The organism is Sphingomonas sp. BK580, from assembly GCF_014194975.1.
Classification (GTDB): Bacteria; Pseudomonadota; Alphaproteobacteria; order Sphingomonadales; family Sphingomonadaceae; genus Sphingomonas.
Map to the genome: position 1 here is coordinate 159,224 of NZ_JACIAY010000001.1, position 20,225 is coordinate 179,448.

Here is a 20,225-nt window from a genome sequence, read left to right on the forward strand (position 1 = left end):
CCCGCACCCGCGCGCACGCGGCCGTGCCGCATCGCCGCGGGCGCGAGGCTCCCACGAGGAAGGACAGCTGCCCATGACGGCCATCGGCCACGACACGCTCAACGCCCGCACCACGCTGACGGCCGGGGGCAAGACCTACGACTATTTCGCGCTCAAGGCGGCGGAAGCGAAGTTCGGCGACATCTCGCGCCTGCCCTTCTCGATGAAGGTGCTGCTGGAGAACATGCTGCGCTTCGAGGACGGCGTGACCGTGACCGAGGCGGACGTGAAGGCGATCGTCGACTGGCAGCAGGAGCGCCGCAGCGACCGCGAGATCCAGTATCGCCCCGCGCGCGTGCTGATGCAGGACTTCACCGGCGTGCCCTGCGTCGTCGACCTCGCCGCGATGCGCGACGCGATCACCAAGCTCGGCGGCGACGCCGCCAAGATCAACCCGCAGGTGCCCGTCCACCTCGTCATCGACCACTCGGTGATGGTCGACGAGTTCGGCACGCCCAAGGCGTTCGAGGACAATGTCGACCTCGAATACGCCCGCAACGCGGAGCGCTACGAGTTCCTCAAGTGGGGCTCCAAGGCGCTCGACAATTTCAAGGTCGTGCCGCCGGGCACCGGCATCTGCCACCAGGTCAACCTGGAATATATCGGCAACGCGGTGTGGGCGTCGGAGGAGACGGGTGACCACGCCAAGCGCGGCGCGACGATCGCCTATCCCGACACGCTGGTCGGTACCGACAGCCACACCACGATGATCAACGGCCTGGGCGTGCTCGGCTGGGGCGTCGGCGGGATCGAGGCCGAGGCGGCGATGCTCGGCCAGCCCGTCTCGATGCTGATCCCCGAGGTGGTCGGCTTCAAGCTGACCGGCTCCCTGCGCGAGGGCATCACCGCCACCGACCTGGTGCTGACCGTGACGCAGATGCTGCGCGCCAAGGGCGTGGTCGGCCGCTTCGTCGAGTTCTACGGCCCCGGGCTCGACCAGATGACGCTCGCCGACCGCGCGACGATCGCCAACATGGCGCCGGAGTATGGCGCGACCTGCGGCTTCTTCCCGGTCGACGACAAGACGATGGATTACATGCGCCTGACCGGCCGCCCGGACGAGGTGATCGCGCTGGTCGAGGCCTATGCCAAGGCGCAGGGCATGTGGCGCCACGCCGACAGCCCCGATCCCGTCTTCACCGACACGCTCGAGCTCGACATGGGCACGGTGGTGCCGTCGCTCGCCGGGCCGAAGCGCCCGCAGGACAAGGTCAGCCTCGACACCGTCGACGAGGTGTTCAACGGCGACCTGTTCAAGATCTACCACAAGGAGCGCCCCGCGCGCGTCGCGGTCGACGAGCGCGGCCATGACATCGGCGACGGCGACGTGGTGATCGCGGCGATCACCAGTTGCACCAACACCTCCAACCCCTCGGTGCTGGTCGCCGCCGGGCTGGTGGCGCGCAAGGCGCGCGAGAAGGGCCTGGCGCCCAAGCCCTGGGTCAAGACCAGCCTCGCGCCGGGCTCGCAGGTGGTCACCGACTATCTCGACAAGGCCGGGCTGTCCGAGGACCTCGACGCGATCGGCTTCAACCTGGTCGGCTACGGCTGCACCACCTGCATCGGCAACTCGGGCCCGCTCGCCGCGCCGATCAGCAAGGCGATCAACGAGAACGACCTGGTCGCCGCCTCGGTGCTGTCGGGCAACCGCAACTTCGAGGGCCGCGTCTCGCCCGACGTGCGCGCCAACTTCCTCGCCTCGCCGCCGCTGGTGGTCGCCTATGCGCTCAAGGGCACGGTGACGACCGACATGAACGAGACGCCGATCGGCCAGGGCAAGGACGGGGGCGACGTCTACCTGCGCGACATCTGGCCGACGAACCAGGAGGTCGCCGACCTGATGGCGGCCAACATCGACGACGGCATGTTCCGCGCGCGCTACGGCAACGTCTACGCCGGCGACAGCAAGTGGCAGGCGATCGACGTCACCGGCTCGGACACGTACAGCTGGCGCGCCGGCTCGACCTATGTCGCCAACCCGCCCTATTTCGAGGGCATGGAGATGACGCCCAAGCCGACGACCGACATCGTGGACGCCAAGCCGCTGGCGATCCTGGGCGACTCGATCACCACCGACCACATCTCGCCGGCCGGCTCGATCAAGGCCGACAGCCCGGCGGGGACGTGGCTGCAGGAGCACCAGGTCTCGCGCCAGGACTTCAACAGCTACGGCGCGCGCCGCGGCCATCACGAGGTGATGATGCGCGGCACCTTCGCCAACATCCGCATCAAGAACGAGATGGTGCCGGGCGTCGAGGGCGGGATGAGCCGCTATGACGGCGAGGTCATGCCGATCTACGACGCGGCGATGCGCCACAAGGCCGACGGCACGCCGTTGGTGGTGGTCGCGGGCAAGGAATATGGCACCGGCTCGTCGCGCGACTGGGCGGCGAAGGGCACCAACCTGCTCGGCGTCCGCGCGGTGATCGCGGAGAGCTTCGAGCGCATCCACCGCTCCAACCTGGTCGGCATGGGCGTGCTGCCGCTGCAGTTCGCCGAGGGCGTGTCGCGCCAGTCGCTCGGGCTGACCGGCGACGAGACCTTCACGATCGAGAACGTGGCGGCGCTGCGCCCGCGCCAGAACGTGACCGTGACGCTGAAGCGCGCTGACGGCTCGACCGAGACGTTCGAGACGCGCTGCCGCATCGATACCGTCAACGAGCTGGAATATTTCCTCAACGGCGGCATCCTCCAGTACGTGCTGCGCAAGCTCGCCGCCTGAGGCGGAGCGTCGGCGACGGGATGAGAGAGGGAGGGTTCCGCGAGGGACCCTCCCTTTTCTATAGATCAGCCAGCTTCGGCGAGGGTCCTCCCCGTTGCGCGGGAAGGATCTGCGCTCGAAAAAATACTTGCTCCAAGACTTCAACCACTTCGCTGTCCTAACCTAGCGCAAGCCCGACTGTCTCCGGATCGCGCTGCGTGACAGAACGTTGCCCGCGAACCCTCCCGCGGAGCATCCGTCGCATGGCCACGCTCGCCCCCGTTCGCCCGGCGCCCCCGGAGGCGGCGCCGCACCCGCCCGGGCACGCGCTCGACGCGCTCAACTTCTTCCTCGCCGACGTGCGCGACGGGCTCGGGCCGTATCTCGCTATCTACCTCGTCGCGGTGCGCGGGCCGACTCACGGCTGGAATGAGGCCACCGCCGGGCTGGTGCTCACGGTCGCCGGGATCGTCGGCCTGTTGTCGCAGACGCCGGCGGGCTGGCTGATCGACCGCTCGACGCGCAAGCCGACCCTCGTCATCGCCGCCGCGCTGGTCGTCACGCTCAGCAGTGTGTCACTGCCGTTCGTCCACGGCTTCGCGCCGGTGGTCGTGACCCAGTCGCTCGCCGCCGCGGCGGGCGCGCTGTTCGCGCCGGCGATCGCGGCGATCACCTTGGGACTGTTCGGCGCGCGCGCCTTCTCCGCGCGGGTCGGGCGCAACGAGGCGTTCAACCATGCCGGCAACGCGGTGTCGGCCGCGCTGGCGGGCGTGCTGGCGTGGCGGTTCGGGCCGGTGGTGGTCTTCTACCTGATGGCGGGGCTGACCGTCGCGAGCGTCGTCGCCGCGCTGCGGATCGACTCGCGCCAGATCGACGACGAGGTCGCGCGCGGGCTCGACTGTGCGCCGGACGACGCCTCCCCTGCGTGCGACCCCGCCCCGGGCTGGCGCGTGCTGCTCGAGCAGAAGGCGCTGCTGCTGTTCGCCGCGCTCGCTTTCCTGTTCCATCTCGCCAATGCCGCGATGCTGACCTCGGTGAGCCAGCTGCTCGCGCGCACCGTGGGCAAGGACCAGGCGACCTCGCTCACCGCGGCCTGCATCGTCGCGGCGCAGCTGGTGATGGTGCCGATGGCGCTGCTGGTCGGGCGCAAGGCCGATGACTGGGGACGCAAGCCGCTGTTCCTCGGCGCGTTCGCGGTGCTGGCCGCGCGCGGCGCACTATACACGGTGTCGCGCGACCCGTGGTGGCTGGTGGCGATACAGGCGCTCGACGGGGTCGGCGCGGGAATCTTCGGCGCTCTGTTCCCGATCGTGGTCGCCGACCTGACGCGCGGCAGCGGCCGCTTCAACGTCGCGCAGGGCGCGGTGGCGACCGCGCAGGGGCTCGGCGCGGCGCTGAGCGCGACGCTCGCCGGCACGATCATCGTCGGCGCGGGCTATTCACCGGCCTTCCTCACCCTCGCGGCGATCGCCGCGGGCGGGTTGGCGCTCTACGCTTTGGCCATGCCCGAGACTCGCGAACGAACTGGCTGATCGAAAGCAAGTGCCTGCTTCATAACGGAACTTTGCTTGGCCCTCGCCGCTCTCGTGGGGATCGATGAGGGAGAGTCCATGATGAAGGCCGTCACTCGCCTGCTGTTCGGCGCCGCGCTGTTCGTCGCGCCGGTGGTCGCCGCCGCGCAGACCCCGCCGCCCCCGCCGCCGGCGGAGGCCAAGACCAACGCCGACGCCTATGTCACCGCCGCGGGGCAGAGCGACCTGTTCGAGATCAACTCGAGCCAGATCGCGTTGCAGAAGTCGCAGAACCCGGCGGTGAAGAAGTTCGCGCAGATGCTGATCGAGCATCACCAGAAGACCACCGCGGCGACGGTGAAAGCGGCGAAGAAGGCTGGGCTCAACCCGCCGCCGCCCGCGCTCGACCCGGGCGCGACCGCGTCGATCAACGAACTCCAGACCGCTTCGGCGGCGGACTTCGACCGCATCTACCTGGCGCAGCAGGTCCCGGCGCATCAGGCCGCGCTCGACCTGCACCAGAGCTATGCGTCCGGCGGCGACAAGGCGCCGCTGAAGACCTCGGCGAAGGCCGCGGTGCCGATCGTGAAGCGTCACATCGCCGAGGCGACCAAGCTGCAGGGCAGCTCGGGCACCGCGGGGATGTGAGGAGAAGGCGCACCAGGGAGCGACAACACCAGGGCGTGAGGTCAGGCGGCGGCGCGGAGGGCGTCCGATCGGCGCGCAGCGCCGCCGCACCGAGCCGTCTCGGGCCGCCGACGGGTTCAGGAGCGCGACGCCTCCGCCGCTCCGCGCCCTCGCGCGAACCTCCTCGGCCGCGTCGTGGCACCTTCGCGTGAACCCACCTAGGCCGCCGCCGCGATCGCCGCGCGGTGGCGGCCCCACAGCAGGTAGACCGCGAGCCCCAGCACGTTCCACAGCAGGAAGTAGAGCTGGGTGCGCTGCGGCAGGCTGAAGAACAGATAGGCACAGCCCAGCACCCCGATCGCGCCGACCAGCGGCGCGGCCGGCGTGCGGAAGCGCCGCTCGGCGTCGGGCGCACGGCGCCGCATCACCAGCATGCACACGCACACCGCGACGAACGCGGCCAGCGTCCCGGCGTTGGCGAGCGCGGCGATGGCATCGATCGGCATCACCCCCGCGATCACCGCGACCAGCACCGCCGTGAGCACGGTGATCCGCACCGGGGTGCCGCGTCGCGACACCTTGGCGAGCGCCTGCGGCAGCAGCCCGTCGCGCGCCATTACGAAGAAGATGCGGCTCTGCCCGAACAGGAAGCCGAGCAGTACCGTCGGCAGCGCCACCACCGCGCTGGCGGCGAGGAAGGTGGCGAAGCCGGGTCGTCCGATCCCGCGCAGGATCAGCGCGAGCGGCTCGGGCGAGTCGGCGAAGCGCGTGAAATGCAGCGCGCCCACCGCCGCGACCGCTACCCCCATGTAGATCACCACGCACGCCACCATCGAGCCGACGATGCCGATCGCGAGGTCGCGGCCGGGATCCTTGGTCTCCTCGGCCGCGGTGGAGATGGCGTCGAAGCCGTAGAAGGCGAAGAAGATGATCGCCGCCGCCGCCATCACGCCACGCTCGCCGCCGTCCGCGCTCACCGACTTGACGAAACCGTAGGGCATGAACGGTTCGAGGTTGGCGCCGTCGAAGTGCGGCAGCGCCACCGCGACGAACACCGCCAGCGCGACCAGCTTGATCCCGACCAGCACCGCGTTGAGCGTCGCGCTCTCCTTGGTGCCGAGCGAGAGCAGTGCGGCGACGACCGCGATGATGAACACCGCGGGCAGGTTGACGACGCCGCCCAGCGCCGGCCCTTGGGTCAGCGCGGTGGGGAAGCCGAGCGGGGTGAGCAGCGCCGAGGCGTAGCCCGACCAGCCCACCGCGACGGTCGACACCACCAGCGAATATTCGAGGATCAGCGACCAGCCGATCACCCAGGCGATCACCTCCCCCAGCACGACGTAGCTGTAGGTGTAAGCGCTGCCCGAGGCGGGGATCATCGTCGCCATCTCGGCATAGGCCAGCGCGGCGCAGGCGCAGATCGCACCGGCGATGACGAAGGAGAGGATCACCGCCGGTCCCGCGCGCTCGGCGCCGACGCCGATCAGCGTGAGGATACCGGTGCCGACGATCGCGCCGACGCCCAGCGCGACCAGATGCGGCCAGGACAAAGTGCGCGCGAGCACGGTGCCGCCGCGGTGATCGATCGCGACCGGCTTGCGCCGGAACAATGTGGACATGGACCCTCCCTCTCGTGCACGGGTCGTAACAGACGTGACGACGAGCTGGAAAGGGTCGAGCGTCGGGGGCGATGGCGCCAGCGACGGGATGACCCGGAGCGGTGATCCACTGTCCCGCCGACCCTCGAGTCGGATGCGCCGACGGACAGTGGAGAGAGGCGCGCCGCGACCGCCGCCGCGGCCGCGTCGGCCGCGCGCGCAGGGTCCAGCGACACCCGCGGCGCCCCGTTCGCCTGGCTCAATCCGACGCTAAGCGCTACGCACACGCGGGGGCGGGCGTCAGCTACGCCTCCGTCTCATCCCCGGCCAGCCGCGCGACGCCCAGCCGGGGCAGTTCGATCGCGGGGCAACGGTCCATCACCACCTTGAGCCCGGCCGCCTCGGCACGCGCCGCCGCGGCCTGGTCGATCACGCCGAGCTGCAGCCACACCGACCTGGCGCCGATCGCGATCGCCTGATCGACGATCTCGCCCGCGGCGGACGAGCGGCGGAAGATGTCGACCATGTCGATCGGGTCGCCGAGCTGCGCGAGCTCGCGGAAGACGAACTCGCCGTGGATATGCGCGCCGGTGAGCTGCGGGTTGACCGGAATGACGCGATAGCCGTGCGCCTGAAGCGTCTTCATGACGCCGTTGGAGGGGCGGTCGGGGCGATCCGAGGCACCGACCAGCGCGATCGTGCGGGTCTCCTCCAGCAATGTACGGATGTCGTCGTCGGCGGTCAGCGGCATCGGCGCTCTCCTTCGTCGCGGTGCTCGTCGCACCTGCCAGAGCGAACGAAGCGGCAAAGCGTCGGTTGCCTTTGTCACCACCGTGTTCCTGCGTACGCAGGAACCCAGGGCAACGGGCGCCGCGCTACCAGGCCCTGGGCTCCCGCGTGCGCAGGAGCATACCCCCCTCAGTGCGCGCCCAGCCACTCCGCCACCTGCGTCGCGATCGGCGCGAACACGCGGTCGTCGTCGCGCGCCGCCGGGGGCTCGCCCGCGTCGGAGGCGACCCGGATCGCCAGGTCGAGCGGCACGCGCCCGAGGAACGCGATCCCCGCCTCGCGCGCCGCCGCCTCCGCGCCGCCGCGGCCGAACGGGTCGGACACCTCGCCGCAATGCGGGCAGGCATAGCCCGCCATGTTCTCGACCAGCCCGATGATCGGCACGCCCGCCTTCTGGAACAGGTCGATCGCGCGGCGAGCGTCGATCAGCGCGAGGTCCTGCGGGGTGGAGACGATCACCGCGCCGGCCGGGCGATGCTTCTGCACCATGGTGAGCTGGACGTCGCCCGTGCCCGGCGGCAGGTCGACCACGAGCGTGTCGGCGAGGCCCCAGTCGGCGTCGACCAGCTGCCCGAGCGCGCCCGCGGTCATCGGCCCGCGCCACGCGATCGCGCGGCCGGGCTCGACGAGCTGCCCCATCGACAGCAGCGGCACGCCGTACGGCGTCGCCACCGGCAGCAGCACCTTGTCGCGCGCCTCCGGCCGGGTGCCCTCCACCGCCATCAGCCGCGGCTGCGACGGGCCGTAGATGTCGGCGTCGACGAGCCCCGTGCGCCGCCCGGCACGCGCCAGCGCGATCGCGAGATTGGCCGAGAGCGTCGACTTGCCGACGCCCCCCTTGCCGCTCGCCACCGCCACCAGCCGGCGCTGCGCGCGCTCGGCGGTGACGACGGTGCGCACCTCATGGCCCGGCCGCGCCGCCGCCATGCGCACCGCCGCCTCCAGCGCGTCGCGCGCGGGCGCGTCGAGCCCGCTGGCGTCGATCACCACGCCGATCCGCTGCCCCTCGACCCGCACCGTCGCGCGCTCGCCCGCGACCGCTCGGACCGCCTGCCTCACGTCATTCTCGTCCATGGACATGATCCGTTACGCGCCGCGTCGCGGCTTGCCACTGTTTTTCGGCCGATGCGCACTTATAAAGGCGGGATGATCATCTCGCGACGCTGGCTCCGGCGCCCCATCCCCCTCGCCGCACAGAGTAACGGACCCTGGGGCAACGACGACAATGTCGGCCCCCGCAATCCCTGGTCGGTGCCCCCGGGCGCCAAGCGCGCCGGCGCCAAGCCGACCGCGCTCGACGAGTTCATCCGCCGCGCGCGCGGCGGCGGCGGCGGCGGCGGCGAGGGTGGCGGCGGTCCGCAACTCCCACTCGGCGCCAACGCGCGGATGCTGTGGCTGCTCGGCGTCGCCGTGCTGGTGGCGATCTGGCTGGTGCTCACCTCGATCCACCAGATCGGGCCGCAGCAGCGCGGCGTGGTCACCTATTTCGGGCGCTACTCGGGGATGCTCGAGCCGGGCATCCGCGTCACCCTGCCCGCGCCGATCGTCAACGTCACCAAGGTGGACGTCGAGCAGGTCCGCACCGACGAGTTCCCGCGCGACGGCGGCGAGACCGTGCTGACCGGTGACCAGAACATCATCGATCTCGCCTATACGGTGCGCTGGCGCGTCTCGGACGCGCGCAACTACGTGTTCGAGATCAAGGACCCGCAGGAGACGGTGCGCGCCACCGCGGAGAGCGCGATGCGCTCGGTGCTGGCCACCACCACGCTCAACCAGGCGATCGGCGCGGGGCGGACCGAGATCGAGGCGCGTGTCGCCCAGACGATGCAGCAGATCCTGACCAGCTATCAGGCGGGCGTGCAGGTCCAGGGCGTCTCGATCAAGCAGGCGGCGCCGCCGTCGCAGCTCGCCGACGACTTCAACGCGGTCACCGCGGCGCAGCAGGAAGCCGTGGGCAATCTCAACAACGCCCGCTCCTACTCGCAACAGGTGATCGCGCGCGCGCAGGGCGAGGCGTCGGCGTTCGACCAGGTGTACGAGCAATATCGCCTCGCCCCCGAGGTGACCCGCCGCCGCATGTATTACGAGACCATGGAGGCCGTGCTGGCCAAGACCGACAAGACGATCGTCGAGACTCCCGGCGTGACGCCGTATCTGCCGCTCGACCGCGCTCGGCGCTTGCAGGAGCCGAACGCGACCGCGGCCGGCACTGCGTCGGCGCAGTCGGGCAGCGGGGGGGCGCGCTGATGCCCCTCTGGCTCCGCAACCCCGTCGCCGCCGGCCTGCTCGCGCTCGCGCTGGTGATCGTCGCCGCGGCGACCTTCGCGATCGTTCCCGAGACGCAGCAGGCGGTGGTGCTCCGCCTCAACAATCCGGTGCGCCTGATCAACCAGTGGCAGCCGGGCCAGTCGATCGGCCGCACCGGCGCCGGCGTGATCGCGCGCATCCCGTTCGTCGACAAGATCGTCTGGGTCGACAAGCGCGTGCTCGACGCCGATCTCGACAACACGTTGGTGCTCTCGACCGACCAGCTCCGGCTCAACGTGGACGCCTTCGCGCGCTTCCGCATCGTCGACCCGCTGCGCGCGGTCACCTCGACCGGCAGCACCTCGAACACCGAGGAGCGAGTGGCCGATCAGCTCCGCCCGCTGCTCGGCACCGCGCTGCGCAACGAGCTCGGCAAGGTGCCGTTCGCGACCCTGCTCAGCCCCGAGCGCGGGCGCGTGATGGACGAGATCCAGGAATCGCTCGGCCGCTCGGCCAAGCAGTATGGCGCCGAGATCGTCGACGTGCGGATCAAGCACGCCGACCTGCCCGACGGCAGCCCGCTCGAGAGCGCGCTCCAGCGGATGCGCACCGCGCGCCAGCAGGAGGCGAACACGATCCGCGCGCAGGGGCAGAAGCAGGCGCAGATCGTCCGCGCCGAGGCCGACGCCCAGGCCGCGCGGATCTACGCCGACGCCTTCAGCAAGGACGCCGACTTCTACGATTTCTACCGCGCGATGCAGAGCTACCGCCACACCTTCGGTGCGGACGGCGGCCCCCAGCCCGAGGGCAGCACCAACATCATCATGAGCCCGAACAACGGCTATCTGCGCGAGTTCGAGGGCGGGCGGCGATAGAACCCGCGGCGATGTCGCGCGTTGATATTCAAACGACGTTCATCGCTTGTTCGGCACAGGACGTAGCGTTCCCGCTTTATTCGACAGGGTGATTCAGAGGACATGAAGAAAGTGCGTTACGCCTACGCCCTCACCGGCGCCCTTCTCCTCGGCGGCACCGCGGCGTCGCTGACGCTGCAGAACCCCGCCACCGCCCAGGTCGCGCAGAACGAGCCGGGCGCGATCAGCGCCTCGGCGCCGCGTGCCGGCGCGCCGATGAGCTTCGCCGATCTGGTGGCGAAGCTGCAGCCCGCGGTGGTCAACATCTCCACCACGCAGAAGGTGACCGTCCAGCAGTCGGCCAACCCGTTCGCGGGCACGCCGTTCGGCGACCTGTTCGGCCAGTTCGGCGGCGGCGGCGGCGGTGCGCCGGTGACGCGCGAGGGTACCTCGCTCGGCTCGGGCTTCCTGATCTCGGCCGACGGCTATGTCGTCACCAACAACCACGTGATCGCCCCGGCCTCGCGCGGTGCCACGGTCGAGTCGATCACGGTGACCCTGCAGGACCGCAAGGAGTATACCGCCAAGCTCGTCGGCCGTGATCCGACCAGCGACCTCGCGGTGCTCAAGATCACCTCGCCCACCCCGCTGCCGTTCGTCCGTCTCGGTGACTCGAGCCGCGCGCGCGTCGGCGACTGGGTGGTCGCGATCGGCCAGCCGTTCGGCCTCGGCGGCACCGTGACCGCGGGGATCGTCTCGGCGGTGCACCGCGCCACCGGCGGCGGCCCGTTCGACACGTTCATCCAGACCGACGCCGCGATCAACCAGGGCAACTCGGGCGGTCCAATGTTCAACCTCAACGGCGAGGTGATCGGCATCAACAGCCAGATCTACTCGCAGTCGGGTGGCAATATCGGCATCGGCTTCGCCATCCCGACGACCGAGGCCAAGCCGATCATCGACACGCTGGTGAAGGGCCAGGCGATCAAGCGCGGCTATCTCGGCGTCAGCATCCAGGCGGTCAACGCCGACATGGCCTCGGCGCTGGGTCTGCCGAAGGACTCGGGCGAGATCGTCGGGCGGGTCGAGCCGGGCGGCCCCGGCGCGAAGGCGGGTCTGCGCGCGGGTGACGTCGTCACCGCGATCAACGGCCAGGCGGTGACGCCGGAGAAGACGCTCTCCTACCTCGTCGCCAACGCCGCGCCGGGTTCGACGATCAAGCTCGACGTGATCCGCGACGGCAAGCGCCAGTCGCTCAACGCCACCGTGGGCACGCGCCCGTCCGAGGACCAGATGGCCGCGCTGACCGGGGGCGGCGGCGACGACGACGACAGCTTCGGCGGCGGCGACGACGACGGCCAGCAGGCCGCGCCCGCGTCGAGCTCGCTCGGCATCACGGTGCAGCCGCTGACGCCGCAGATCGCGCGCTCGATCGGCGTCGACTCGACCGTCCAGGGCGTGGTGGTCGCGGCGACCGACCCGTCGAGCGACGCGGCGCAGAAGCTGCGCCGCGGCGACGTGATCTCCTCGGTCAACTCGCAGCCGGTGCGCAGCGCCGCGGACGTGGCGCGTGTCGTCGCGGCGGCGAAGGCGGCGGGGCGGCCGCAGGTGCTGCTCAACGTCACCCGCGGTCGCCAGGTCGGTGGCTTCGTGGCGGTGAAGATCAAGTAAGGCCGCGACAGCCTGGTCGGTCCGGAAGGGTCGCCGCCGCCGAGGGGTGCGGCGGCCCTTCTCGTGTCGGCGGTCGAGGATGGCTGAGTGGCATGACCGCGCTCGTGCCGCCGCCCTGTGTCGGACACGGACGCGAGGCTCGCCGCAGCCATCCATCGCGCGCATCTTCATCGCACCGCCTCCTCCCCGCCGTCATTCCCGCGAAGGCGGGGATCCAGACGCGCTGACCTCTCGGCGCCATCGCGGACGTCAGTGTTTCCGGATCCTCGCCGCCGCGGCGATGACGAAGTAGGAGGCGTGCCGAACACGATGTGGCGACGGGCGCTCGCGTGCGATCGCGACAATCCAATCAGGTCGGCACGGTCGCTCGAGGCGGGGCAGCGCGGCAACGCGCCCCGTGACGCCGCCCCCGCCGCATCCTATGACATCGGTGAGCAGACCAGCGGCAGGAGCGACGACCTTGGCGGACGGCATCTTCATCGGCGCGAACGCGGGCGGCGCGCACCCGCAGTGGCTCCAGCTCGCGCGTGCCAACCGCCACGGGCTGATCGCGGGCGCGACCGGCACCGGCAAGACCGTCACGCTCCAGGGGATCGTCGAGGGCTTCTCGCGCGCCGGGGTCGCCTGCTTCGTCGCCGACGTGAAGGGCGATCTCTCCGGGCTCGCCATGCCCGGCGCCGCGACCGCGAAGACCCACGCCGCCTTCGCCGCGCGCGCCGCCGAGATCGGGCTGACCGACTGGTCCTATGCCGCCTGTCCGGTGCAGTTCTGGGACCTGTTCGGCGAGCAGGGCCATCCCGTGCGCACCACGGTGAGCGAGATGGGGCCGCTGCTGCTCGCGCGGCTGATGGGGCTCAACGAGGTACAGGAGGGCGTGCTGACGATCGCCTTCCAGCTCGCCGACGAGGAGCATCTGCTGCTGCTCGACCTCGACGACCTTCAGGCGGTCCTGGCGCACTGCGCCGAGCGCGCGCAGGAACTCACCGCGCGCTGGGGCAATGTCTCCAAACAGTCGGTCGGCGCGATCCAGCGCTCGCTGCTCCAGCTGCGCAGCCAGGGCGCGACGCACTTCTTCGGCGAGCCCGCGCTCGACCTGGGCGACCTGCTCGGCCACGACGACCAGGGCCACGGCCTCGTCAACGTGCTCGCCGCCGACAAGCTGATGGCGGCGCCGCGGCTCTACTCCACCTTCCTGCTGTGGTTGCTGAGCGAGTTGTTCGAGCAGCTGCCCGAAGTGGGCGATCTCGACAAACCCATATTGTGCTTCTTCTTCGACGAGGCGCATCTGCTGTTCGACGACGCGCCCGACGCGCTGCTCGACAAGATCGAGCAGGTGGTGCGGCTGATCCGGTCCAAGGGCGTGGGCGTCTATTTCATCACGCAGAACCCGATCGACATCCCCGACAAGGTCGCGGGCCAGCTCGGCAATCGCGTGCAGCACAAGCTCAACGCCTTCACCCCGCGCGACCAGAAAGCGGTACAGGCGGCGGCGCAGACCTTCCGCGCCAATCAGGGGGTCGACGTCGCGGCGGCGATCACCGAGCTCAAGACCGGTGAGGCGCTGGTGTCGCTGCTCCAGGCCGACGGCTCGCCCAGCCCGGTCGAGCGAACGCTGGTGCGGCCGCCGGCGAGCCGCGTCGGGCCGGTGACGCCCGAGGAGCGCAAGGTGCTGCTCGCCACCGACGCGGTCGGCGACCGCTACGACACGCTGGTGAACCGCGAGTCGGCCGAGGAGCTGCTCGCCGCCAAGACGCAGGAGGCCGCCGCCGCGCGCGCCGCCGCTACCGCGCAGGACGAGGCGAGCAAGGCCGCCGCGCTGCAGGCCAAGGAGGAGGCGCGGCAGGCGCGCGAGCGGGTCGCGGCGCAGCGCGAGGCCGAGCGCGCCCAGCGCGCCGAAGAGCGCGAGCGCGCCAACGATCCGTGGAGCCGCGCGATGACCTCGGCGACTCGTTCTGCCTCCTCGGCGCTGGGGCGGACGGTCGCGAACGAGGTGACGAAGGCGGTGCTGGGCGGCGGGCGACGCGGCGGCGATGCGTCGGGCGGGCTGCTCGGCTCGGTGGTGCGCGGGGTCCTGGGGGGATTGCTGCGGCGGTGACCGGGGGGTGATCTGGTGTCGCTCCGCCGCGCCTCACCAGACAGCCGCGCCCCCGGCGGACGCCGGGGTCCAGTTGGGACCCCTCAGTGGCTCGCGCGAGAGCCTTCCCGACTGGGCCCCGGCGTCCGCCGTGGGGTGCAAGAGGTGAGGGCGTCGCGCCAGCCCCCTCGCCCGCGCGCGCCATCGGCGCTACACGCCCGCGATGACGACCTACACCGCCATCACCCACGCCGACCTCGTCGCCGCCGTCCGCGCGCTGGCCGACTCGCTCGCCGCCGCCGACTGGGCGCCGGCGCATCTCATCGGCATCGGACGCGGCGGGCTGATCCCTGCGGTTTACCTTAGCCACGCCACCGGGCTGCCGATGCTGGCGGTCGATTATTCCTCCCAGTCGGAGGCGCTCGCCGTCGACGCGATCGAGCGGCTGGCGGCGCGAACCCGCGCGGGCGAGCCGCTGCTGTTCGTCGACGACATCAACGACTCGGGCCGCACCATCGGCCACCTGCGCGCCATGCTCGCGCGGGCCGGCGCGGCGGAGGGCAGCGTCCGCTTCGCCACGCTCATCGACAATATCGGCTCGGCGCAGCGGGTCGACTATGCCCCGCGCGTGATCGATCGCGCCGTGACCAAGGACTGGTTCGTCTTTCCCTGGGAGGCGATGGCCCCCGACAGCGCGATCGCCGCGGACGCCGCGGAGCGGCCCGAGCGGATCGCCTGAGAAGCGGGAGAAGGTCGACCTCCTCGCCGGGAGGGGACCAGCCACAGTCTGGTGGAGGGGCTCGCAACCGGCGCTGCGTTCGCGGGAAGCCCCCTCCACGACTCGCTTCGCGAGCGGTACCCCCCTCCCCCCCGCGCGGAGAGGATCGGGAACCCTACTTCTTGATCAACCCGATCTCGACCAGCCGCTCGTGCAGATAACCGTTGGCAGTGATCGGCGTCGGGTAGCGGTCGGGGTTCGCCGCACTGATCGTCTGCGGCAGCGTCTCGATTAGGAAGTCGGGCGCGGGGTGCAGGAAGAAGGGCATCGAGTAGCGCGAGTGGCCACGCCGCTCGGGCGGCGGGTTGACGACGCGGTGCGTGGTCGAGGGCAGCACGTGGTTGGTCAGCCGCTGCAGCATGTCACCGACGTTGACCACCATCGCCCCCGCCGGCGGCTTGATCGCGAGCCACCGCCCGCTGTCGCGCTCGAGCAGCTCCAGCCCCGCCTCCTCGGCGCCGAGCAGGAGCGTGATCAGGTTGATGTCCTCGTGCGCGCCCGCGCGCACGCCCTCGGCGTCGGCCGGGATCGGCGGGTAGTGGAGCAGGCGCAGCACCGAGTTGCCGTCCCGCACCGCCGGGTCGAACCAGTTCGGTGCGAGCCCGAGATGGCGCGCGATCGCCGACAGCAGCCGGTCGCCGGCGCGATCGAACGCCTCGAACAGCGCGAGGAACGTCTCCTTGAACCCCTCGGGGCGCGCCGGCCAGACGTTGGCGGGCATGTCCGCGGCGTAGCGATGCCCCGCCGGCAGCTCGCGCCCGACGTGCCAGAATTCCTTGAGGTCGACGTGGCGGGCGTCCTTGGCGATCTCGGTCTTGAACGGCGTGTAGCCGCGCGCGCCGCCCGCGCCGGGGACGTGATAGCCGCGCTTCTCCTCCTCCGGCAGCGCGAACAGCGCCGCGGTCTCGGCCCAGGCGCGCTCGATCAGATCCTGCGGTACGCCGTGGTCGGCGACGATGGCGAAGCCGAACCGCTCGAACGAGCCGCCCAGCGCGGCGGCGAAGCCGTCTGGGTCGCGGTCCTGGTCGGCGAGGCTGAGCGTGGGCACCGCGGCGGCGGGGGTATCGAGCATGACGTCGGTCCAATCGGTTGATCGCCGGGCAATAAACCTTCCTGATCCGGCTTGCTACCCGCGCGCGGCGAGGTGACAGGGCGACGACCGCCACCTAAGCCCCGCGCCATGCCGACGCCCCCCGCCCCGCCCCCCGCGTCTCCCGTCGCCGCGCCGCCGATCCCGCTGCCCGAGTTCGTCGCGCTGATCGCGGCGCTGATGGCGCTGACCGCACTGGGGATCGACTCGATGCTGCCCGCGCTGCCGACGATCGGCGCGGCGCTCGGCGCGCCCGGTGCGAACGAGCGGCAATATGTCATCGGCGCCTTCCTGATCGCGTTCGGCGCGGGGCAGCTGCTCCACGGCCCGCTCGCCGATCGCTTCGGCCGGCGGCGCTCGCTGCTCGCCGCGCTGGCGGTCTATGCGGTGGCGAACGCGCTGTGCGCGCTGGCGGGCAGCTTCGCGCTGCTGCTCGCCGCGCGCGTGGTCGCCGGGCTGGCGATCGCGGCCGCGCGGGTGACGACGGTGGCGATCGTGCGCGACTGTTTCGAAGGGCGCGCGATGGCGCGGGTGATGTCGATGACCTTCATCGTCTTCATGATCGTCCCCGTGCTGGCGCCCGGCTTCGGCACGATCGTGCTGCTGTTCGGCGGCTGGCGCGACATCTTCTGGGCGGTGGGCGGCGCCACCCTGCTGGTGCTCGCCTGGTTCGCGCTCCGCATGCCCGAGACGCTCCACGCCGAGGACCGCCACCCCTTCTCGCTGGCACGGCTCGCGGCGGGGTGGAAGCTGACGCTCAGCGACCGCTGGTCGCTCGGCTACACGCTCGCCGCGACCGCGCTGATGGGGGCGTTATACGGCTACATCAACTCGATCCAGCAGGTGATGGCGGACGTGTTCGGGCGGCCACGGCTGCTGCTGCTGATCTTCGCCACCACCGCGGGGACGATGGCGGTGGCCAATCTCGCCAACGCGCGGCTGGTGATGCGAGTCGGCACGCGCCGGCTCGGCCACGCCGCGGTGGTGACGCTGATCCTGGTCGCCGGGCTGCACCTGCTGCTGGCGCTGAGCGGGCACGAGACGCTGGTCGGCTTCGCGGTGTTGCAGGCGGTGGCGATGGGCTGTTTCGGCCTCTCGAGCTCGAATTTCTCGGCGATGGCGATGGAGAAGATGGGGCATATCGCCGGCACGGCCTCGAGCGTGCAGGGCTTCACCAGCGTGACGGTGGGCGCCGCGATCGGCGCCATGATCGGCCAGCATTTCGACGGCACGACGGTGCCGCTCAACGCCGGCTTCCTGTGCGCCGGCGTCGCCGCGCTGGCGATCGTGCTGGTGACCGAGCGCGGGCGCCTCTTCGCGGCGCGCTGACGGAACCGCGCGCCCTCGCCTGCCGTTCGTTCGGGCAACGTAGATGAGGAGATCGGCATGGGCGGGCAGCATATCCACGGTCAGGGTCCCGGCGACGACGGCTATGACGAGGACGGCTACGACGAGAGCCAGCGCGCCGAGATCCTCGAGGCGACGCGCGACGGCCCGAGCGACGGCACGATCATCACCGATCTCGACCCGGACGTCGGCGAGGACGACGAGAGCGAGAACGAGGACGAGCTCGAGATGGTCGACGGCGAGGTCGCCGAACAGGACGGCGACGCCGAGCAGGACGAGGCCGATGTCGACGAGGACGAGGTGCAGGACGAGTTCGACGACGGCAGCGTCGACGATGACGAGCTCGACGACCGCGACGACATCGCGCTGAACCCGTGATCGCGCGGCGCGGCGCGCGTGCCGGCGCGCGTTACGCCAGCCTGATCGCCGCGCCATTGCTCGGCACCGCGTGCGGTTCACCGCAGCAGCATGCCGGCGACGCCACGATCGTGCGCGCGGCGGCGCAGGCACAGGCGAGCGTAGCCGCCTATGAGCGGACCAGCGCCATCCGCCGCGGCGCCGTCTCCCCTGGCGGGGCGTGCGGCGCGGGGCTGCGGAAGGTGTCGCTGCCCGGACGCCGTCTTGAGGGGCGTGCGCTCTTCGAGGCCCCTGCCGACGAGGGTCGCTGCGCCGCGTACCGCTGAGAGTGGCGGCTTGACCGGGGCCGGTGTGGCGCCCAGGCTCGACGGCGATGCTACCGCTCCTCCTCGCGCTCCAGTCCGCCGTGCCCGTCGCGACGCCGCCCGAGCGGATCTCGATCCTCGTCCCGGTCGCGGACCAACGCTGCAGCCGCGGGCGGGGCGAGGGCGAGGTGGTGGTCTGCGCCGAGGCGCCCCAGGATCCATCGCTGCCGCTGCCTGCCGCGGCGCCACCGGCCGGCCCCACCGCGGTCAACCCCGACCGCTCGGGACTCGGCGCGCTGCGCGCAGAGGCCACCCCGTGCGGCGCGACGCAACGGGGCTGCACCACGGGGGTCAATCTGTTCGGGCTCGGCACCGCCCTGGTGCGCGGCGTGCAGAAGCTGGTCGCGCCGGGCAGCTGCTGCGAGGAAGCGGGCGAGGCGACGGATCCGGGCCGGCTGGTGCGCGACGTCGCCGGCGCCTTCCGCGGCAAGCCGCCGAAGCGCGAGGCCGTCGCGATCGACCTCGACGAACCCGATATGGCGGGGCGCGTGCGACCCTAGCGTCCGATCCCCGGGCGCTCTCCGGAGAACGCCGGAGCCCAGAGCCACACGGGTGACGTACGCGGCTCTAGGCCCCCGCACGCGCAGGAGCACGCCGGTGCGAGGGAGGCCACCCGCTGGTGGGCGCGCCGCGCCGCTCAGTCGAGCAGGTGCATCCACATCGGCTCGCCGTGGAGGCTCTGCGAGCCGCGCAACCGCTCGAGCGCCGCGGCGACGCAGCGCTCGGGCCCCTCGTGCGTGACGATCGCGACCAGCACGCTGCCGTCGGCCAGCGCGCCGCGCTGGATGAGGCTCTCGATCGACACGCCGGCGTCGCGCATCGCCGCGGCGATCTCGGCGAGCACGCCGACGCGGTCCGCCACCGCGAAGCGGAGATAGGCGCGGCCGCGGCGCTCGCCGCTGGGCGCGGCCGCCGCCTCGGTCAGCGCCGCGGCCGGCATGGCGAACGGTGGGCCGAACTCGCCGCGCGCGATGTCGATCAGGTCGGCCACCACCGCGCTGGCGGTCGGCCCCTCGCCCGCGCCGGCGCCCTGGAACAGCAGCCGACCGACGAAATTGCCTTCCGCCACCACCGCGTTGGTGGCGCCGGTGACATGCGCGAGCGGGTGATCGAAGCGCACCAGATGCGCGTGGACGCGCTGGAACAGTCCCGCGCCGTCGGCCTCGGCGACACCGACGAGCCGGACGCGATAGCCCAGCGCGGCGGCCTCGGCGATATCGGCGGCGAGCAGGTGGCGGATCCCGCTCGCGGCGACCTGCGCGAAGGCCGGCGCGGTGCCGAAGGCGAGGCTGGCGAGGATCGAGAGCTTGTGCGCGGCGTCGACGCCGTCAATGTCGAACGACGGGTCGGCCTCGGCATAGCCCAGCGCCTGCGCCTCGGCGAGCACGTCGGCGAAGTCGCGCCCCTCGGCCTCCATCTTGGAGAGGATGAAATTGCACGTGCCGTTGAGGATGCCGTAGACGCGCGCGATCGCGTTGGCGGCGGCGCCCTCGCGCAGTCCCTTGATCACCGGGATGCCGCCGGCGACCGCGGCCTCGAACTTGAGCGCGGCACCGCTTGCCTCGGCGGCCCCGGCCAGCTCGAGCCCGTGGTGCGCGAGCATCGCCTTGTTGGCGGTGACGACGTGGCGACCCGCCGACAGCGCGCGGCGCGCGAGCGTCAGCGCCGGGCCGTCGGCACCGCCGATCAGCTCGACGACGACGTCGGCCTCCGCCTCGGCGAGCGCCGCGGTGTCGTCGACCCAGGCGAAGCGCGAGAGATCGACGCCGCGGTCCTTGCTGCGGTCGCGCGCGGAGACCGCGACCACCTCGATCGGCCGGCCGGCGCGGCGCTCGATCAGCTCGCGGTTGGCGTCGAGCACGCGGATCACTCCGCCGCCGACCGTCCCCAGCCCCGCCAATGTCACTCGCAGCGCCTGCGCCATCCGTCGTGCCTCCTGTTCGTCGCCGCGTGCTAAGCGGTCGGATGACGGCTGTCGAGCAGCGCCGATCGCCGCGGACGATTGCAGTTAACGCAACTCAGATTGGAAATATTGCACTTGCGTCATGTCGTGGTGCGATGCACAAAAGCCGTGCCTTTCAGGCATCCTCTCCTAAAAACTTTCCGGCCGGGCTCTGCCCGGCCTTTTTTTTGGCCGTCGTCGCGGCTAGGGTCCGAGTCGCCGCACTTCTTCG

The 20,225-nt window shown here is 71.4% G+C and carries 17 protein-coding genes; 12 read left to right on the forward strand and 5 right to left on the reverse strand.

Annotated elements, in window-relative coordinates:
- Nucleotides 1-73 precede the first annotated feature (73 nt).
- The 3 genes from acnA (at nt 74) to FHY05_RS00800 (ending at nt 4,899) form a co-directional block, all read left to right on the forward strand.
- Entirely contained in the window at nt 74-2,761 is a 2,688-nt protein-coding gene (gene acnA, locus FHY05_RS00790; protein ID WP_183942529.1) for an aconitate hydratase AcnA, read from the forward strand.
- A 242-nt stretch (nt 2,762-3,003) separates the two neighbouring features.
- Nucleotides 3,004-4,272, forward strand: coding sequence for an MFS transporter (locus FHY05_RS00795; protein WP_183942530.1), 1,269 nt, complete (start codon nt 3,004-3,006; stop codon nt 4,270-4,272).
- Between the two features lie 78 nt (nt 4,273-4,350).
- Nucleotides 4,351-4,899: a DUF4142 domain-containing protein gene (locus tag FHY05_RS00800; RefSeq protein ID WP_260181073.1), complete on the forward strand. Its 549-nt coding sequence runs from the start codon at nt 4,351-4,353 to the stop codon at nt 4,897-4,899.
- A gap of 197 nt (nt 4,900-5,096) precedes the next feature.
- Here the strand turns inward: FHY05_RS00800 and FHY05_RS00805 are convergent, their stop codons facing one another.
- The 3 genes from FHY05_RS00805 to FHY05_RS00815 all read right to left on the reverse strand — a co-directional run bounded on the left by FHY05_RS00805 (nt 5,097) and on the right by FHY05_RS00815 (nt 8,345).
- On the reverse strand, nt 5,097-6,497 hold the full coding sequence (locus FHY05_RS00805) for an amino acid permease (RefSeq protein ID WP_183942531.1): 1,401 nt from the start codon (nt 6,495-6,497) through the stop codon (nt 5,097-5,099).
- A 283-nt stretch (nt 6,498-6,780) separates the two neighbouring features.
- The gene (locus FHY05_RS00810; RefSeq protein WP_183942532.1) at nt 6,781-7,227 is read right to left on the reverse strand and encodes a CoA-binding protein; all 447 of its coding nucleotides are present in this window, start codon (nt 7,225-7,227) and stop codon (nt 6,781-6,783) included.
- Between the two features lie 167 nt (nt 7,228-7,394).
- Entirely contained in the window at nt 7,395-8,345 is a 951-nt protein-coding gene (locus tag FHY05_RS00815) for an Mrp/NBP35 family ATP-binding protein (protein WP_409321519.1), read from the reverse strand.
- Between the two features lie 66 nt (nt 8,346-8,411).
- Here FHY05_RS00815 and hflK point away from each other — a divergent pair, with 66 nt between their 5' ends.
- From hflK to FHY05_RS00840, 5 genes are all read left to right on the forward strand, one after another.
- A complete protein-coding gene (hflK, locus tag FHY05_RS00820; protein ID WP_183942534.1) occupies nt 8,412-9,515 on the forward strand; it encodes a protease modulator HflK in 1,104 nt (367 codons plus the stop codon).
- Nucleotides 9,515-10,390 carry a protease modulator HflC gene (gene hflC, locus FHY05_RS00825; protein WP_183942535.1) on the forward strand — a complete coding sequence of 292 codons (876 nt, stop codon included), beginning with the start codon at nt 9,515-9,517 and terminating at the stop codon, nt 10,388-10,390. Before hflK ends, hflC begins: the two co-directional genes overlap by 1 nt.
- A gap of 102 nt (nt 10,391-10,492) precedes the next feature.
- Nucleotides 10,493-12,040: a Do family serine endopeptidase gene (locus tag FHY05_RS00830; RefSeq protein ID WP_221190930.1), complete on the forward strand. Its 1,548-nt coding sequence runs from the start codon at nt 10,493-10,495 to the stop codon at nt 12,038-12,040.
- A gap of 421 nt (nt 12,041-12,461) precedes the next feature.
- Nucleotides 12,462-14,135, forward strand: coding sequence for a helicase HerA-like domain-containing protein (locus tag FHY05_RS00835; RefSeq protein ID WP_183942536.1), 1,674 nt, complete (start codon nt 12,462-12,464; stop codon nt 14,133-14,135).
- 202 nt (nt 14,136-14,337) lie between these two features.
- Nucleotides 14,338-14,853 carry a phosphoribosyltransferase gene (locus FHY05_RS00840; protein ID WP_183942537.1) on the forward strand — a complete coding sequence of 172 codons (516 nt, stop codon included), beginning with the start codon at nt 14,338-14,340 and terminating at the stop codon, nt 14,851-14,853.
- 154 nt (nt 14,854-15,007) lie between these two features.
- On the opposite strand, the gene FHY05_RS00845 is transcribed toward FHY05_RS00840, so the two are convergent.
- The gene (locus FHY05_RS00845) at nt 15,008-15,964 is read right to left on the reverse strand and encodes an isopenicillin N synthase family oxygenase (protein ID WP_183942538.1); all 957 of its coding nucleotides are present in this window, start codon (nt 15,962-15,964) and stop codon (nt 15,008-15,010) included.
- Between the two features lie 108 nt (nt 15,965-16,072).
- Here FHY05_RS00845 and FHY05_RS00850 point away from each other — a divergent pair, with 108 nt between their 5' ends.
- The 4 genes from FHY05_RS00850 to FHY05_RS00865 are packed head-to-tail and all read left to right on the forward strand — an operon-like array spanning nt 16,073 to nt 18,551.
- The gene (locus tag FHY05_RS00850; protein ID WP_183942539.1) at nt 16,073-17,311 is read left to right on the forward strand and encodes a multidrug effflux MFS transporter; all 1,239 of its coding nucleotides are present in this window, start codon (nt 16,073-16,075) and stop codon (nt 17,309-17,311) included.
- 57 nt (nt 17,312-17,368) lie between these two features.
- Nucleotides 17,369-17,707 (forward strand): DNA primase, encoded by a 339-nt coding sequence (locus FHY05_RS00855; RefSeq protein ID WP_183942540.1) that lies wholly within the window; start codon nt 17,369-17,371, stop codon nt 17,705-17,707.
- Nucleotides 17,704-18,012 (forward strand): hypothetical protein, encoded by a 309-nt coding sequence (locus FHY05_RS00860; RefSeq protein WP_183942541.1) that lies wholly within the window; start codon nt 17,704-17,706, stop codon nt 18,010-18,012. Before FHY05_RS00855 ends, FHY05_RS00860 begins: the two co-directional genes overlap by 4 nt.
- Nucleotides 18,013-18,059: 47 nt before the next feature.
- Nucleotides 18,060-18,551 (forward strand): hypothetical protein, encoded by a 492-nt coding sequence (locus tag FHY05_RS00865; protein ID WP_183942542.1) that lies wholly within the window; start codon nt 18,060-18,062, stop codon nt 18,549-18,551.
- A gap of 137 nt (nt 18,552-18,688) precedes the next feature.
- On the opposite strand, the gene FHY05_RS00870 is transcribed toward FHY05_RS00865, so the two are convergent.
- Nucleotides 18,689-19,975 carry a homoserine dehydrogenase gene (locus tag FHY05_RS00870; RefSeq protein WP_183942543.1) on the reverse strand — a complete coding sequence of 429 codons (1,287 nt, stop codon included), beginning with the start codon at nt 19,973-19,975 and terminating at the stop codon, nt 18,689-18,691.
- Nucleotides 19,976-20,225 lie beyond the last annotated feature (250 nt).

What these genes read in the sequence shown, in the direction of transcription:
- FHY05_RS00795 (WP_183942530.1), top strand. Translation starts at nt 3,004, where the DNA reads ATGGCCACGCTCGCCCCCGTTCGCCCGGCGCCCCCGGAGGCGGCGCCG.
- hflC (WP_183942535.1), top strand. Translation starts at nt 9,515, where the DNA reads ATGCCCCTCTGGCTCCGCAACCCCGTCGCCGCCGGCCTGCTCGCGCTC.
- FHY05_RS00845 (WP_183942538.1), bottom strand. Translation starts at nt 15,964, where the DNA reads ATGCTCGATACCCCCGCCGCCGCGGTGCCCACGCTCAGCCTCGCCGAC.
- FHY05_RS00840 (WP_183942537.1), top strand. Translation starts at nt 14,338, where the DNA reads ATGACGACCTACACCGCCATCACCCACGCCGACCTCGTCGCCGCCGTC.
- FHY05_RS00805 (WP_183942531.1), bottom strand. Translation starts at nt 6,497, where the DNA reads ATGTCCACATTGTTCCGGCGCAAGCCGGTCGCGATCGATCACCGCGGC.
- FHY05_RS00850 (WP_183942539.1), top strand. Translation starts at nt 16,073, where the DNA reads ATGCCGACGCCCCCCGCCCCGCCCCCCGCGTCTCCCGTCGCCGCGCCG.
- acnA (WP_183942529.1), top strand. Translation starts at nt 74, where the DNA reads ATGACGGCCATCGGCCACGACACGCTCAACGCCCGCACCACGCTGACG.
- FHY05_RS00800 (WP_260181073.1), top strand. Translation starts at nt 4,351, where the DNA reads ATGATGAAGGCCGTCACTCGCCTGCTGTTCGGCGCCGCGCTGTTCGTC.
- FHY05_RS00815 (WP_409321519.1), bottom strand. Translation starts at nt 8,345, where the DNA reads ATGTCCATGGACGAGAATGACGTGAGGCAGGCGGTCCGAGCGGTCGCG.
- FHY05_RS00855 (WP_183942540.1), top strand. Translation starts at nt 17,369, where the DNA reads ATGGGCGGGCAGCATATCCACGGTCAGGGTCCCGGCGACGACGGCTAT.
- FHY05_RS00865 (WP_183942542.1), top strand. Translation starts at nt 18,060, where the DNA reads ATGCTACCGCTCCTCCTCGCGCTCCAGTCCGCCGTGCCCGTCGCGACG.
- FHY05_RS00870 (WP_183942543.1), bottom strand. Translation starts at nt 19,975, where the DNA reads ATGGCGCAGGCGCTGCGAGTGACATTGGCGGGGCTGGGGACGGTCGGC.
- FHY05_RS00830 (WP_221190930.1), top strand. Translation starts at nt 10,493, where the DNA reads ATGAAGAAAGTGCGTTACGCCTACGCCCTCACCGGCGCCCTTCTCCTC.
- hflK (WP_183942534.1), top strand. Translation starts at nt 8,412, where the DNA reads ATGATCATCTCGCGACGCTGGCTCCGGCGCCCCATCCCCCTCGCCGCA.
- FHY05_RS00810 (WP_183942532.1), bottom strand. Translation starts at nt 7,227, where the DNA reads ATGCCGCTGACCGCCGACGACGACATCCGTACATTGCTGGAGGAGACC.
- FHY05_RS00835 (WP_183942536.1), top strand. Translation starts at nt 12,462, where the DNA reads ATGACATCGGTGAGCAGACCAGCGGCAGGAGCGACGACCTTGGCGGAC.